The sequence below is a fragment of the Arthrobacter koreensis genome (genome assembly GCF_035792275.1).
Lineage (GTDB): Bacteria > Actinomycetota > Actinomycetes > Actinomycetales > Micrococcaceae > Arthrobacter_B > Arthrobacter_B koreensis_A.
In genome coordinates, this window is record NZ_JAMWKK010000010.1 from 104,095 (window position 1) to 119,312 (window position 15,218).

Sequence of the window (15,218 nt, forward strand, 5' to 3'; positions counted from 1 at the left end):
CGTGGCCCCTGCCACAGGTGCAGCCGCACACACAAAAGCGGGGGCTGGACGCTTTCGCGTCCAGCCCCCGCTTTATGCACAGAGACTAGGCAGCAGCTGCCGGTTCACGGGATTCGTGCAGGAACCGGGCGTAGGCCGGAACGGTCAGGAAGGTGGGGAACTGCTCGCCGCAGGCCACTTCCTCGAACAGCTCCAGGGCGTCGTCGAAGCGGTCGCCCTCGAAGCGTTCCAGCTTGCCGAACTCCTCCTCCATCAGTTCCTGGACCCAGTGCGGGGTCACCACGTCGCCCTCGTCCGTCACGGCCGAGGAGTGGATCCACTGCCACACCTGGGACCGGGAGATCTCCGCGGTGGCGGCGTCTTCCATCAGGTTGTTGATGGCAGCGGCACCGTTGCCCCGCAGCCAGGACTCGATGTAGCGGATGCCCACCTCGATGTTGGAGCGGATGCCGGCTTCGGTGATCACGCCCGGAGTCGCCGCGATGTTCAGCAGTTCCTTGTCATTCGGGATGACGTCCTCGCGGGAGCGGTCCAGCTGGTTGGGGCGCTCGCCGAGTACGCCGTCGAACACCTCCATGGCCACCGGCACCAGGTCCGGGTGGGCCACCCAGGAGCCGTCGAAGCCGTCGTTCGCCTCGCGGGTCTTGTCCGCGCGCACCCGCTCCATGGCGACGTCGTTGGTTGCCTTGTCCCGGCGGTTGGGGATGAAGGCTGCCATGCCGCCGATGGCGTGGGCGCCGCGGCGGTGGCAGGCCCGCACCAGCTGCTCGGTGTAGGAACGCATGAACGGAGCGGTCATGGTCACCATGGAACGGTCCGGCAGGATGAAGCGCGGGCCGCGGGTGCGGAAGTTCTTGATCACCGAGAAGATGTAGTCCCAGCGGCCGGCGTTCAGCCCGGCAGCGTGGTCCCGCAGCTCGTAGAGGATCTCTTCCATCTCGAATGCTGCGGTGATGGTTTCGATCAGCACGGTGGCGCGGATGGTGCCCTGCGGGATGCCGAGCAGGTCCTGGGCCAGGATGAAGATGTCATTCCACAGGCGGGCCTCGAGGTGGTTCTCGATCTTCGGCAGGTAGAAGTACGGGCCGCGGCCTTCAGCGATCAGCCGGTGCGCGTTGTGGAAGAAGTAGAGGCCAAAGTCCACGATTCCGCCGGCGATCGGGGTGTTGTTCACCAGCATGTGCTTTTCCGGCAGGTGCCAGCCGCGGGGACGCACCACGATGGTGGGCAGGTCCGTCAGGCGGGAGCCGTTGACCTTGTATTCCTTGCCCTCGGGGGAGGTGAAGCCCAGCCGGTTGTCCAGGGCGTCGCGCAGGTTCAGCTGGCCGTTGACCACGTTGGACCACGAGGGCGTGGAGGAGTCCTCCATGTCCGCCAGCCACACCTTGGCACCGGAGTTCAGGGCGTTGATGGTCATCTTCCGGTCTACAGGGCCCGTGATCTCCACGCGGCGGTCTTCCAGACCGGGGGCGGTGGGAGCCACGCGCCATGAATTATCCTCACGGATGTGGCGGGTCTCGGCCAGGAACGACGGGTCAGCGCCGTTGGAGATCTTCTGCCGGCGGGCCTGGCGCTGCTGCAGCAGTTCCTGGCGGCGGGTGTGGGTCGCCTGGTGCAGCGCCTTGACGAAGTCCAGGGCCTGCGGGGTGAGGATCTCCTCCTGCCGGCGGACCGGCGAAGCGGTGAGGGAAATACCGTTCAGGGTGATGGGATCGTTCATGGCGTGCTCCTTGGCGTGTTTCAAAAGTTTGGGTTCCCCGCCCGCCCTCCCCGCCGAGAGGGCAGTTGCGGCTGTTTTCAGGGCTGAAACGAGCCGTAACTGGCCTCTCGGCGGGAAGGGAGAGTCAGACGGGGTGGTGCTGGTTAGTGGAACTGGGCGGTCTCGGTGGAACCGGCCAGTGCAAGGGTGCTGCCCTCGGGGTTCAGGGCGGTGGCAATAGCGTCGAAGTAGCCGGTGCCGACTTCGCGCTGGTGACGGGTGGCGGTGTAGCCGCGGTCTTCGGCGCCGAACTCCCGCTCCTGCAGTTCCACGTAGGCACTCATGCCGGACCGGGCGTAGCCGTGGGCGAGGTCGAACATGGAGTAGTTCAGGGCGTGGAAGCCGGCCAGGGTGATGAACTGGAACTTGAAGCCCATGGCGCCGAGTTCGCGCTGGAACTTGGCGATGGTGTCATCGTCCAGGTGCTTCTTCCAGTTGAAGGACGGCGAGCAGTTGTAGGCCAGCATCTGGTCCGGGAACTCGGAGCGGACAGCTTCGGAGAACTTGCGGGCCATTTCCAGGTCCGGGGTACCGGTCTCCATCCAGATGAGGTCGGAGTACGGTGCGTAGGCCTTGGCCCGGGCGATGCAGGGTTCAATGCCGTTGCGGACCTTGTAGAAGCCTTCCGGGGTGCGCTCGCCGGTGATGAATTCCTGGTCCCGCTCATCGACGTCGGACGTGATGAGCGTGGCGGCCTCGGCGTCGGTCCGGGCGATCACCACGGTGGGCGTGCCGGCGACGTCGGCTGCCAGGCGGGCAGCGTTCAGGGTGCGGATGTGCTGGCTGGTGGGGATCAGGACCTTGCCGCCGAGGTGGCCGCACTTCTTCTCCGAGGCAAGCTGGTCTTCCCAGTGAACGCCCGAGGCGCCGGCCTGGATCATGGACTTCATCAGCTCGTAAGCGTTCAGCGGGCCGCCGAAACCGGCTTCGGCGTCGGCCACGATCGGCACCAGGTAGTCATCCACGGACTGGATGCCCTCGGCGAACTCGATCTGGTCTGCGCGGAGCAGGGCGTTGTTGATGCGGCGGACAACGGTGGGAACCGAGTTGGCCGGGTAGAGCGACTGGTCCGGGTAGGTGTGGCCGGAGTTGTTGGCATCTGCCGCAACCTGCCAGCCGGAGAGGTAGATGGCCTTGAGGCCGGCCTTGACCTGCTGCACTGCCTGGTTGCCGGTCAGGGCGCCGAGTGCATTGGTGTAGCCTTCGTCGCCGGCGTTGCGCAGCTGGTCCCACAGCTTCTCGGCGCCGCGGCGTGCCAGCGTGTGCTCTTCCTGGACGCGGCCACGGAGCTTGACGACGTCCTCGGCAGTGTAGTCGCGCTCAATACCTTCCCAGCGGGGATCGGTGGCCCATTCCTGGGCGAGCTGCTCTGCGGTGCGTGCTGTCTGTCCCGCGCTCTGTTCCTGCGTCATTGCCCAACATCTCCTTGGTTGCGGTGCGAGCCGGTCTGGCGTGAATCCGGCATTTCCTTGCTGTGCAATCAACACTCGGGCAAAAACAACCCCCCTTCTAGAGGTTTTCTATGGAAAGAAATGCAGTTCTTCGCTTATTGTGAATTTGTGACCAGTGCAACATGGAACCGGCCCGTTTCAGCCGGCAGATCGGACGACGACGGCGCTGCAGACTCCGCGCTCGACGTCATCTCCCTGGGCCGCCGGGTACGCCACCTGCGCAAGGCCAAAGGCATGACACTCGATGACCTGGGGGCCGCCGTCGGGACCGTGGCCTCACAGCTCTCACTCATCGAAAACGGCAAGCGTGAGCCGAAACTGGGGCTGCTGCAGTCGCTGGCGAAGGCGCTGGACGTGAGCATCGACCAGCTGCTCGGCTCCGAGCCGCCCAGCCGCCGTGCGGCACTTGAAATCGAGCTGGAACGCGCCCAGCGCGGCCCGCTCTACCAGTCCCTGGGCCTGCCGAAGGTTCGCATTTCTTCGCGTTTGCCCCTGGACGTGCTCGAATCCCTGGTGGGTTTGCAGGGTGAACTGGAGCGCCGGCTGAACGAGCAGGTGGCCACCCCGGAGGAAGCGCGCCGTGCCAACGGGGAACTGCGCGCCATGATGCGCGAGCGGAACAACTACTTCCCGGAGTACGAACAGGCAGCCCAGAAGGTGCTGGACTCGGTGGGGCACACCAACGGCCCGCTGTCCCAGCACGTCATCGCGGACATTGCCGCGCACCTGGGCTTTAGCCTGCACCACGTTTCGGACCTGCCGCACTCCACCCGATCCGTAACGGACCTGAAGAACAAGCGGATTTACCTCACCCAGTCACAGCGTTCCGAGCACGATCCGCGTTCTGTGCTGCTGCAGGCGCTGGGCCACTACGTGCTGGACCACCAGACTCCGCGCAGCTACGGCGAGTTCCTCAGCCAGCGCGTGGCTACCAACTACTTCGCGGCGGCGCTGCTGCTGCCGGAGAAGGCCACCGTCGAATTCCTGCAGCGGGCCAAGGCTGCCAAGGAAATCGCCGTCGAGGACATCCGTGACGCCTTCGCTGTCTCCTACGAAACCGCGGCGCACCGCTTCACCAACCTGGCCACGGAGCACCTGGGCATCCGCACGCACTTCCAGAAGGTGCATGAAAGCGGCATTGTCTACAAGGCCTATGAGAACGACGGCGTGACGTTCCCGGCCGACCACACCGGCGCGATCGAAGGCCAGCCGATCTGCCGGTACTGGACTTCGCGTGAAGTGTTTTCGGTGCCGGATAAGTTCAGCGCCTACAACCAGTACACCGACACCCCCGCCGGAACGTACTGGTGCACCGCGCGGACGGAACGCAGTTCCGGCGGCCTGTTCTCGCTGAGCATCGGCGTCCCATACGCGCACGTGAAGTGGTTCCGCGGCCGGGACACCACCGAGCGGTCCAAGTCCCGCTGCCCGGATCCGGACTGCTGCCGCACGCCGCCGTCGGAGCTGGCCTCGGAATGGTCGGGCATGGCCTGGCCGAGCGCCCGGGCCCACTCGCACCTGCTTGCGGCGCTGCCGCCGGGCGCGTTCCCGGGCGTGGACGAGACGGAGGTCTACAGCTTCCTGCAGGCCCACGCCGGGGACTGACGCTCACCCTCCCGCCACACCCGTCGAGAGGCCAGTTACGGCTCGTTTCGTGCTTGAAAAGAGCCGTAACTGGCCTCTCGGCGGATAGCGGTGCGGCGTGGGATCCGGTGGGTGGGCCCAGGGGTTACGACGCCGAGGGCAGGGTGAGGATCTCCGCGCCGCTGTCCGTGATGACGATGGTGTGTTCACTGTGCGCGCTGAGGGCACCGGTTTCGCTGCGCAGCGTCCAGCCGTCGGCGTCGAAGGCCAGCTGGTCGGTATCCGCCATCACCCACGGCTCCAGGGCGAGCATCAGCCCGGGCTGCAGCACGTAGCCGCGGCCCGGACGCCCCGTATTGGGAACGTGCGGGTCCTGGTGCATGGTGGAGCCGATCCCATGTCCGCCGAATTCAGTGTTCACCGGGTACCCGGCGCCGGAAAGCACCGTACCGATCGCGTAGGAAAGGTCACCGATCTTCGCCCCCGGACGTGCTGCGGCAATGCCGGCTGCCAGTGCCCGTTCGGTGGCATCGATCAGCTTGACGCTTTCCGCCGGCCGGCTGTCACCGACGATGAAGCTGATCGCCGAGTCAGCGGCGATCCCGTCCTTTGACACGGCCAAGTCAAGGCTCAGCAGATCCCCGTCCCGCAGCTCGTAGTCGTGCGGAAGGCCGTGGAGCACGGCATCATTCACACCGGTGCAGATGTAGTGCCCAAAGGGGCCGCGGCCGAAGGACGGCGCGTAGTCGATGTAGCACGACTCTGCACCGGCATCTTTGATCATCCGGCCCGTCCACTGGTCGATTTCCAGCAGGTTGGTGCCGACGGTTGCCCGCTTTTTCATGGCCTGCAGGATGTCTGCGACGAGCCGGCCGGTAACCCGGGCCTTCGCCACTTCAGCTGCGTTCAGGATCTCGATCATGTGGTGCCTTTCGGGGCAGGAGAAATTGGCGTCTGTTCTGCATTCTGGCAGACCGTCTAGGGTGTAGGCATGCCCGAGATGCCCGAAGTGCAGGGACTCGCCGATTTCCTGCGGACCAAGCTGCTGCCGGAGGACGGACCGCCCGCGCAGATTTCCGACGTGGAGGTTCTTTCCTTTGCCGTCCTCAAGACGGCTGAAGTGCCCCTCGACGCGCTCCAGTCCGGTCCCGTGACCGCCGTCGAACGCCGCGGCAAGTTCCTGATCATTACGGCCGGGGGAGTCTATCTGGTGATGCATCTGGCCAAGGCCGGGTGGCTGCGCTGGTCCGATGCCCTGAAACCCGGAAAGCTGCGCCCCGGCAAGGGCCGGATGGCGCTGCGGGTCCGGTTCGCGCCGGCGGAACCTGGCGGGGATGAGCCGGGATTCGACCTCACCGAAGCGGGCACCAAGAAGTCCCTGGCCGTCTACCTTGTCCGGGACCCGGCGGAGGTTCCGGGCATTGCCCGGCTGGGACCGGAAGCGTTCGACGTCGATCCGGAGACGTTCGCAGCGCTGGTCGCCGGACACCGGGGCCAGATCAAGGGCCTGCTGCGGGACCAGTCCGTGATTGCCGGAATCGGCAACGCCTACAGCGACGAGATCCTGCATGCCGCGCATCTGTCCCCGTTCGCGAACGCGTCCAAACTCAAGCCGGAGGAAACCGAACGGCTCTTTGAGGCAATGCGCGCGGTGCTTGAATCCGCGATCGACAATGCTTCGGGCCGTCCGGCCGCGGAGCTGAAGGATTCAAAGCGCCGGGCGCTGCGGGTCCACGCCCGCACCGGCGAGCCCTGCCCGGTCTGCGGCGATACCGTCCGCGAAGTGTCCTTCGCCGATTCGTCGCTGCAGTACTGCCCTACCTGCCAGACCGGCGGCAAGCTGCTGGCAGACCGGCGGATGTCCCGGCTGCTGAAGTGAGACTAAAAGAGCGGGCCCGGGAGAATCTCCCGGACCCGCTCTTTTAGTGTCTGGCTGGTTCTAGCGGCTGCACTTCACTGCGCCGTAGGACGCCGTGTAGTCGACCTTCTCAGCCTTGCCCTTACCGAGGAACTTGTAATGGGCGGTCACTTCGCCGGCCGCGACGGACAGCTGGCGGGTCTTGATGACCGCCGTCGTCGTTTCTCCCGGCTCGAGCTTCATGACCTTGGCATTGCCCTGCGGGGACTTCAGGTCGATATCCGCGCGGCGGTCACCGTTGTTCGTGAGGGTGACGGTGATTTCGGCCTTGAAAGCGTTGCACTTGGCTGCAGCGCTGACCGGGTTCACCACCTTCTCGGGAACGACGACCGGCAGGATCTCGGCACGTTCGCCGAGGCCCGCGGTACCGGAGAGGTCACCGGTGGCGTTGTGCAGGTGCAGGAACAGCGCCGAGGCTTCGGTGGTGTCCTGGCTGCGGTTGACGGTGAGCTTTCCGCCGTCGACGTCGGCGAACAGGGCGTCCGGTGAGGCACCGGAGAACCACAGGGCCGGGTTGGCGGCGTCGAACTTGATGTAGTCCGTTGAATCCACCGGTACGGTGCGTCCGGTGTTGTCGACGTTGTACAGGCTCCACGTGACTACCTTGTACTGCAGCGGCAGGGAAGCAGCAGCCGGATCCAGTCCCAGGGCAGCGACGCTGACCGGCAGGGTCACCGCGTTGCTGTCAAAGGTGTTGGTGTCCATGCTGCCCTGCTGGCCGTTGGCGCCGGTCTGGTCCACGAGGGTCCGGGTACCGTCCGGGTTCAGGCGGAAGGTGTTCACCAGTACCAGGTCCAGGTCATCGGCGCGGCCTGTGGCTACGAGGTAGTCGGCTTTGCCGTCAAGGTTGGTGTCGATCTCGACGTTGACCTCATTGTGTCCGCCCAGGATGGGCCAGTTGTCCCACGTGCTCAGGCCAAAGTTGAGGACACCGTCCAGCGGGTCGCCGCCGGCAGCCTTCACTGACGGAACAGTGGTCGAAGCGCCGACTGCCGAAAGATCCATCGATTTCATGGATTCAAGGGCCAGGTCATCACGCTTGTCGCTCTGGGCGCCAAGAACCAGCGGCGATACCAGAGAGAGGTAGGTGGATGCGTCGCTTCCCTGCAGCAGGTCGCGGCCCGTGAGGGTCACCTCCGCTGCCGTCGCCTCGGAATCAGCAAAGCTGATCTCCGTGCCGGCGGTCATGTCCGACGTCGGCTTGGGAGCCGAGTAGACGGGTACACGCAGGGTGGGAATGCCTGCACTGGCCAGCTGGACGCGGCCGGAGACGTCGGACAGGTACTGGCGCTGCAGGCCGAGCTGCTCAACATCAGCCGCGGGATCAAGCGTCTTGGCCAGGGCCGTGGGGTCCGCGATGCTCAGCGTCACGTCAACCGTCGCCTTGGCATTCGCCCCAACACTCACGCTCGGCGCCGTGGTGATTTCCACGCCGGGCATGGTCGTCGCCGGCAGGTAGCTGACGTCGAAGGTGCGCGGGCGGTCCGACTTGTTCTGGACCGTCACCTTGCGGGTGATGGACAGCGCGTCCGCGCCGACCTCAAGGACACCGAAGTTGACGCTGGTCAGCGTCTGGTCCTCGGAGTCGTAGGCCATGACCTTGGAATCCATCGCGTCCAGGACGTCCACGCGTCCGGAACCGACACGGTTGGGACCGTGCACGGCGCCGTTGGCGGCCAGGATGTCATGGGTGGCCGTGTTCATGATGGTGTTCTTGACCTCATACGGGCTGTAATCCGTAGCGGCGTAGAGCAGTGCTGCCAGGCCGGCAACATGAGGCGTGGCCATGGAGGTACCGCTCTTCACGGAGGCGCCGTTTCCTGAACCAACGCTGGCTGAACCGATCGACGAACCGGGAGCAGCGACGTCGGGCTTCACCACACCGTTGGAGCCGTGCAGCCCGCGGGAGGAGAAGGAGCTGACCGTGTCCAGGGCGTTCGACGGCCCGGCTGCGGCACCCATGTAGTTCGGGTCGAGCTGCAGGGTCAGGGTTCCATCCACTGCGGCCGGACGCAGCCGGTCGGAGGACTCGCGGTTTAGCTGGATGCCGGGGAGCGTGGTGTTGCCGCCGATTCCGGCGTCGAACACATCCCGCGGGGAATCCAGGACGACGCCGGTTGCACCGGCGGCCTGGGCGTTGTTGAAGCGGGCGCCCGAACCACACGGGAACGCACCGGTTTCGTCTTCCCACTGGATCCAGACCCATTTGTCCGTCAGCGAACCGGCCGGGAAGGCACTGCAGCCGAAAGCGTTGGAGGCCGGAGCGGCCACGACGTCGCCGGTGAGCCGTTCAGAGGACACCGCCGGATCGGAGTAGTTGAAGTTCACCGAATACTGGCCGGCAGCTGAGCCTTCCAGCCCTTCCGGAGCCAGGACATCTGCGCGGTCCAGCGAAATCTGGGAGCCGATGGTGCTGGCCACGGTCAGCGAGGACTTCGCGTTGCCCGGGGAACCGCCAACGTTGTACACGTCGCCGGCGTTGCCGGAAGCGACCACTGAAAGGATGCCCTGTTCGGTCAGCTTGTCCACGATGTCATTCTCGGGATCGTCCACGGGAGCGTAGTCGGAGCCGAGGGACATGTTCACGACCTGCGCGCGGTCGGAGAAATCGCCGTCGCCGTTGGGGTCCAGAACGTAGTCAAGCGCCTGGCCTACAACCTCGGAGGAACCGGTGCAGCCAAAGACGCGGATGCTGACCAGCTGTGCTTCCGGTGCCGAACCCGGGCCGATGCGCATGTCATTGACGGCCTCGGCCGTCAGCGACGCGTAATCGCCCTTGAAGGTGCTGCCGTCGGCAAGCGTGCCGTAGCCGGCTGCTGTGCCTGCCACGTGGGAGCCGTGTCCCTGGCAGTCCATCGGGTTGAGGTCCGGCTTGGGGATGGGCTGGTAGTTCGCGGCTGACGGGTCGGCGTTGTAGTCATCGCCCACCAGGTCGTAGCCGCCGATGAACTTGTCCGTGTCGATCAGGCCGCTGTCCGCGGCGGGAATGACGGGAGAAGCCTGGGCTGCCTCATACGCTTCGATGGTTCCGGGACCGCCGAAATCACTGTGCGTGTAATCGATGCCGGTGTCCAGGACGGCGATGGTGATGCCGTCGCCGGTCTGCTGGCGCTCCACCCAGGTGTTCAGTGCGCGGGTGTCGATGTCCGCACCCTTGTTGTCGATTGTCTTGGGGACGATCCGGGTAATCTTCGCGACGTCGTCGCGCTCTGCCAGTGCCTTGATGGCGTCGGCATCTCCGACGATGCCCACGCCCGGAAGGCTGTTGGTGGTGGTGTAGAGGGTGCTGGCGTCCGCTTCCGCAGCTACCGACTCAGCCTGGGATTCGATGGCTGAACGGATCTGCTGCACGCGCGGCGCGTCAACTACCGGTTCCCGCTTGCCTTCCTTGACGGCGTCCGGCTGGGTCTGCTCGAAGGCGCCCTCACCGGTGAACTGGACGTAGACGGAGACCTCGCCGTCGACGCCGCGGAGGCTCGGGGATACCTTCTGCTCCGCAAACTTCTGAACCGCGAATCCCTGGGCAGCGTTGTCGGTGCCGGCGGGTTCGGTTGCCTGGGCCGGTAGGCCCAGGCCTGCCGTGAGTGCGAGGCCGGCAACTGCGGCAGTAGCCACAGCCCCTGGCCTGTGATGAATGGACCGTCTCATTTTGCTCCTTGAACATTCCGCCGCGCGTTACCGGAAGAATGCCGTCGAAGACCTAGAGACTAGGAACCCGCAAACAAAACCAACCGGCTGCTGACACACGTGACAGCTTTCCTTTTGTGCCCCCAACCCCCGTTTGGGGTGTCAGCATGCACCTTCGGCCCCCAAAAATGCCTGCAGCCGTAGGCACACCCTAAGGGAGTAAACGCCCAGCTCAAAGGTTTACCGAAACCGGTTGAATTACGGTCATTAAGTATTGACAGGCCCGCCAAACCAGGTTTGTGAAGTTGCAGAAGTTAACTGTGAATACCGGCTGCCGCTGGACATGAAAAGGCGGTCCCTTCCACGGGATGTCCATGGAAGGGACCGCCTTTTGGGTCCCGGGAATGCCTGGGCTGCAGTTAGTTACAGGGCCGGGCCGCTGGCCGCGCCGCCCTGCCACAGGGCATCGAAAGGCGTGTGGGAAGAAACCCGGTTGCGGATGCCTTCGGTCACGAAGGCCTTGGCAGTGCGGGCTGCTTCGAGCGGAGCAGCGCCCTTGGCGAGTTCGGCGGTGATGGCGGCGGCCAGGGTGCACCCCGCACCGCTGACGGCAACGTCACCGACCTTGGGTGCGCGGAGCACCTCCATGGTCTCCCCGTCGTAGAAAACGTCGACGGCGTCTTCGCCTTCCAGCCGCACGCCGCCCTTGGCGAGCACAACGGCTCCCGAGGCTTCGTGGATGCGCCGGGCCGCTTCCTTGAGGTCTTCCACGGATTCGATTGCGTCCATTCCGGCCAGGGACATGGATTCGAAGTGGTTGGGCGTGACGAAAGTGGCCAGCGGGAGGATCTGTGCCTTCAGCGCCTGGTCGGTATCGAGGGCTGCGCCGGGTTCCTGGCCTTTGCAGATCAGTACCGGGTCCAGGACGATGTTGGTCCAGTCCTGGCTCTGCAGCGCTTTGGCTACGGTGTCAATGGTCGCCGGGGTGCCCAGCATGCCGATCTTCACGGTGCCCAGGTCATAGGCCGTCTGGATGGCCTCCAGCTGGTCTGCGATTACCTGCGGGTCAACCGGAACAAAGCGGTGGTTCCAGTTGTCCTTCGGATCGAAGGAGACAATGCAGGTCAGGGCGGTGATGCCGTAGGTCCCCAGTTCCTGGAAAGTCTTGAGGTCTGCCTGGGCGCCAGCCCCGCCGGTGGCTTCGGAGCCGGCGATCGTGAGCGTGACGGGAGGATGTGTTGTTGAAGACATGGATACATCTTCTACCCAATCCGGCATGCCCCGCCACCCGGTCCCGCTGCGGGCTGCCGGGCTAGTAACGCACGTCCATCAGGCGCCAGACCGCGAGCCGTCCGAGGGCCGCGGAGATCCCGATCGCCAGGGCCATCAGAAGGGGCACTCCGACGGATCCGGCAATGAGGCCGATGACCGCCCAGGCAAGCAGCATGGGCACCAGGAAAAAGGCCAGCACGTGAAGCCACTGGTTGGGGACGTCCCGCAGCAGCAGGCCCAGGGCCAGGCCCACGGGAGCCGCGGTTACCAGGCCAATGCCGGCGGCGTAGAAAGCGGCGATCACGATGATCCAGAGGTAACCCCAGAAATCGCGTGAGGTGCCCCAGCCAATCGCCACCGTGGCGATCAGGGCAACCAGCAGACACGCGATCGCGTAGCCGGTGACGAACGCCGTGGGACCGAACGTTACGCGCGGCGCGAGCAGGAAGGGCGTGCCCGCGCCGGAGGAGGAACGGTCGGCACCCGCCGGGGAGACGCCGTCGTCGTCCGCGTTTTCAGTCATGCGATCGTGCTCCTCGCAGCAGCTTCACCACATCTTCCACGATATTTCGCACGACGGGTAGGCGGGAGAGGATCACCAGCTTGGCAACCAGGGGAGCGGTATTGGTGACCAGGCGGCGGGAGCGGATCTGGTCCGGTGAGGAGTCGTAGACCCAGAACAGGGTGACGCCCATCTGGACCAGCCAGAGCAGTTCGGGCAGGTCGTCGCGGACAGCGAGCGGGGGCTGCGGGCGGGCGGCCTGCACGGCCTGGCGGTAGACGGCGATGGACTTGCCCCGCCCCACCTGTTCGGCGTCCGCAGGTGCGGACGAATTGCGGGTTCCCGGCGGCACGGGAAGGGCTGCCGTCTTCAGGAACTGGTGACCCAGAGAGTGGTAGGGGGCCAGTACATCCAGGTTCGCCTGCAGGATGACCCGCAGGTGCTCGCCGAGGTTGTGGCCCTCTCGCAGCCGGGGGAGCGCGGCGGAGCGGTGCTGGTTCTGGAGCGAGCGGTACAGCTCGGCCACGATCGCGTCCTTGGAGGAGAAGTAGTAGTAGGCGTTGCCTACGGAGACGCCGGCCTCGGCGGCGATCCCCCGCATGGTGGTCCGTTCGAAGCCCTGGGTGCGGAACTGTTCAGTTGCTGCTTCCACCAGCCGCCGCCGGGTGGCTTCACTCTTCGACCCCGCGGCCATCGGTCCCCTGTCTTAACGTGTCTACCGGGGACATTAGAGCACATTTTTGAACGTGTTCAAAAATGTGACGGCCCAAAAAACGTGGCAGAATTGACGCTGGTCCTTCAGGGGCCGCCCGGGACAGCGGGCAAGTGCTAATACAGCCGGGCGGAAGCCCAGGCGAACCACTAAACCGAAACGGGATATCCATGTCTTCACCAACCCCGGCCGCTGCCCGACAGGCACGCCAGACCCCCAGCTACGCTTCCCGGGGCAGCTCGCATTACGACCTGATCCTCACCCTGATGTGCGTGGTGATCATCATTTCCAACATCGGGGCGTCCAAGGGCGTGGTGCTCGGTCCGGTCTTCGGCGACTTCAGCATCATCACCGACGGAGGATTCTTCCTCTTTCCGCTGGCCTACATCCTGGGCGACGTGATCAGCGAGGTGTACGGCTTCAAGGCGGCCCGGCGTGCCATCTACATGGGCTTTGCCATGGCGGCGTTCGCGGTGCTGTCCTTTGCGGTGATCATCGCTCTCCCGGGATTCGATGACGCCTACGGCCTGGAGAAGCAGTCCGCCCTGGAATCAGCGCTCGGTCCGGTGTGGCAGATCGTCGCGGCGTCGCTGTTTGGTTTCCTGGCCGGACAGCTGCTCAACGCCATGGTGCTCACGCGGATGAAGGCGCGGTTCAGCGAACGCGCACTGGTGGGCCGCCTGATGGCTTCCACGGGTGTTGGGGAGTTTGCGGACACCCTGATCTTCTGTGCGATTGCCGCGCCGGTCATCGGAATCACCGATGCCGGGCAGTTCGTGAACTACGTGATCTTCGGCTTCGTCTACAAGACCGCCGTCGAGTTCCTCTTTGTTCCGGTGACCTCAGCGGTGATCAAGGCGATCAAGAAGCGCGAACCGACCTACGGCCGGGCGGTCCCCGAAGAGGCTTAGGCCGCGGCGGCCCGCCGCCGTGCCTGCCCGGCCGCGGCGGGCGGGCTGGCGTACGTCCGCCTAGCTGTAGTACTTGCCCAGGACCTCGTCCTTGAACTCGAAGAACGTGCCGTCCTCGATGGCCAGGCGGGCGTCGTCGACCAGCTTTACGGTGAAGCGCTCGTTGTGGATGGAAATCAGCGTGTGGCTGACCATCTCATTGGCCTTAAACAGGTGCTGGATGTAGGCACGTGAGTAGTTGGCGCAGGCGTAGCAGTCGCAGCCGTCCACCAGCGGGCCGAAGTCGCGCTTGAACTTGGCGTTGGAAAGGTTCTTCCGGCCGTACGGGGTGTAGAACGCAGAGTTCCGGGCAACCCGGGTGGGGGAGACGCAGTCGAAGGTATCCGCGCCGTTTTCGATCGCAGTGAAGATGTCATCCGGCTCGGAGATGCCCAGCAGGTGCCGCGGCTTGTCCTCGGGAAGTTCCTCGGTGCACCAGCGCACAATCGTGCCGAGGTTTTCCTTCTCCAGCGCGCCGCCGATGCCGAAGCCGTCGAAGCCCATGGCCCCGAGGTCGCGGGACGCCTTGCGGCGCAGGTCCTCATACTGGGCCCCCTGGAGGACGCCGAAGAGCGCCTGGTAGGGGCGGTGTGAGCGCTCCTCGGTAAGCCGGCGGTGCTCCACAAGGCAGCGTTCGGCCCAAAGCCGGGTGCGTTCCAGGGAGCGTTCCTGGTAGCCGCGGGAGTTGAGCAGGGTGGTGAGCTCATCAAAGGCGAACATGATGTCAGCGCCGAGCTGGTGCTGCACCTGCATGGAGATTTCCGGGGTGAAGCGGTGCTTGTCCCCGTTGAGGTGGGACTTGAACCAGACGCCGTCGTCATCGATGTGGGCCAGGCGCTCCTTGCCGGGCGCGACGTCGTCGTCCGCTCCGGTGGCGTGGGTGGTGCCGTCGGCGTTCATGTTGATGACCTTCTTGAAACCGGCGCCCAGGCTCATGACCTGGAATCCGCCTGAATCGGTGAAGGTGGGGCCGGGCCAGTTCATGAACTTGCCCAGCCCGCCTGCCTCGTCGAGGATGTCCGCGCCGGGCTGCAGGTACAGGTGGTAGGCATTGGCCAGCACCGCCTGGGCGCCAAGCTGCGCCACGGATTCCGGCAGCACGGCCTTCACGGTGGCCTTGGTGCCGACGGCGATAAACGCCGGAGTCCGGATCTCACCGTGCGGGGTGCTGATTACACCGGTGCGGCCCTGGAACTCACCGCCGTTCTCCTTGGCGCGGGAGGCAGAGTCGGGGGCGGTTTCACGCAGGCGCTTACCGAGGGCAAAGGAAAAACCGGAGCTGGACACCATTCCATTTTGCCCTACATCCGGTGACTGCCCGCCGCCGCCACCCGCCGCAGCCGCAGCCGGGCCCGCCGGCGGGAGAGCCAGCCCACATAACTGAGGCCGCCGTACCCGCCGAGCGTATGGTGAAGAAGGCGGGCTCTCCGGCCCCGTGAAGCG

At 65.3% G+C, this 15,218-nt stretch carries 11 protein-coding genes; 3 read left to right on the forward strand and 8 right to left on the reverse strand.

Going from position 1 to position 15,218, the window contains the following annotated elements; translation table 11 throughout:
• Window positions 1-85 precede the first annotated feature (85 nt).
• Together aceB and aceA are read right to left on the reverse strand one after the other, a co-directional pair.
• Entirely contained in the window at window positions 86-1,720 is a 1,635-nt protein-coding gene (gene aceB / locus NGB94_RS11350; protein WP_325790748.1) for a malate synthase A, read from the reverse strand.
• A 143-nt stretch (window positions 1,721-1,863) separates the two neighbouring features.
• Window positions 1,864-3,171, reverse strand: coding sequence for an isocitrate lyase (gene aceA, locus NGB94_RS11355; protein ID WP_325790749.1), 1,308 nt, complete (start codon window positions 3,169-3,171; stop codon window positions 1,864-1,866).
• 120 nt (window positions 3,172-3,291) lie between these two features.
• On the opposite strand from aceA, the gene NGB94_RS11360 reads away from it, so the two are divergent.
• Window positions 3,292-4,815 carry a helix-turn-helix domain-containing protein gene (locus NGB94_RS11360; protein ID WP_325790750.1) on the forward strand — a complete coding sequence of 508 codons (1,524 nt, stop codon included), beginning with the start codon at window positions 3,292-3,294 and terminating at the stop codon, window positions 4,813-4,815.
• Between the two features lie 124 nt (window positions 4,816-4,939).
• On the opposite strand, the gene map is transcribed toward NGB94_RS11360, so the two are convergent.
• Entirely contained in the window at window positions 4,940-5,716 is a 777-nt protein-coding gene (map, locus tag NGB94_RS11365) for a type I methionyl aminopeptidase (RefSeq protein ID WP_325790751.1), read from the reverse strand.
• Between the two features lie 69 nt (window positions 5,717-5,785).
• On the opposite strand from map, the gene NGB94_RS11370 reads away from it, so the two are divergent.
• Window positions 5,786-6,673 carry an Fpg/Nei family DNA glycosylase gene (locus NGB94_RS11370; protein ID WP_325790752.1) on the forward strand — a complete coding sequence of 296 codons (888 nt, stop codon included), beginning with the start codon at window positions 5,786-5,788 and terminating at the stop codon, window positions 6,671-6,673.
• A gap of 60 nt (window positions 6,674-6,733) precedes the next feature.
• On the opposite strand, the gene NGB94_RS11375 is transcribed toward NGB94_RS11370, so the two are convergent.
• The 4 genes from NGB94_RS11375 to NGB94_RS11390 form a co-directional block, all read right to left on the reverse strand.
• Complete coding sequence (locus NGB94_RS11375) at window positions 6,734-10,327, reverse strand: S8 family peptidase (RefSeq protein ID WP_325790753.1); 3,594 nt, start codon at window positions 10,325-10,327, stop codon at window positions 6,734-6,736.
• Window positions 10,328-10,762: 435 nt separating this feature from the next.
• Window positions 10,763-11,590 carry a bifunctional hydroxymethylpyrimidine kinase/phosphomethylpyrimidine kinase gene (thiD, locus tag NGB94_RS11380; RefSeq protein ID WP_325790754.1) on the reverse strand — a complete coding sequence of 276 codons (828 nt, stop codon included), beginning with the start codon at window positions 11,588-11,590 and terminating at the stop codon, window positions 10,763-10,765.
• Window positions 11,591-11,651: 61 nt separating this feature from the next.
• Window positions 11,652-12,134 (reverse strand): hypothetical protein, encoded by a 483-nt coding sequence (locus tag NGB94_RS11385; protein ID WP_325790755.1) that lies wholly within the window; start codon window positions 12,132-12,134, stop codon window positions 11,652-11,654.
• Window positions 12,127-12,807: a TetR/AcrR family transcriptional regulator gene (locus NGB94_RS11390; protein ID WP_325790756.1), complete on the reverse strand. Its 681-nt coding sequence runs from the start codon at window positions 12,805-12,807 to the stop codon at window positions 12,127-12,129. Before NGB94_RS11390 ends, NGB94_RS11385 begins: the two co-directional genes overlap by 8 nt.
• A 188-nt stretch (window positions 12,808-12,995) precedes the next feature.
• Between NGB94_RS11390 and NGB94_RS11395 the strand changes: the two genes are divergently transcribed.
• Entirely contained in the window at window positions 12,996-13,736 is a 741-nt protein-coding gene (locus tag NGB94_RS11395; RefSeq protein ID WP_325790757.1) for a queuosine precursor transporter, read from the forward strand.
• Window positions 13,737-13,796: 60 nt separating this feature from the next.
• Here the strand turns inward: NGB94_RS11395 and tgt are convergent, their stop codons facing one another.
• Window positions 13,797-15,065, reverse strand: a complete 1,269-nt coding sequence (tgt, locus tag NGB94_RS11400; RefSeq protein WP_325790758.1) for a tRNA guanosine(34) transglycosylase Tgt — start codon at window positions 15,063-15,065, stop codon at window positions 13,797-13,799.
• Between the last annotated feature and the right edge of the window lie 153 nt (window positions 15,066-15,218).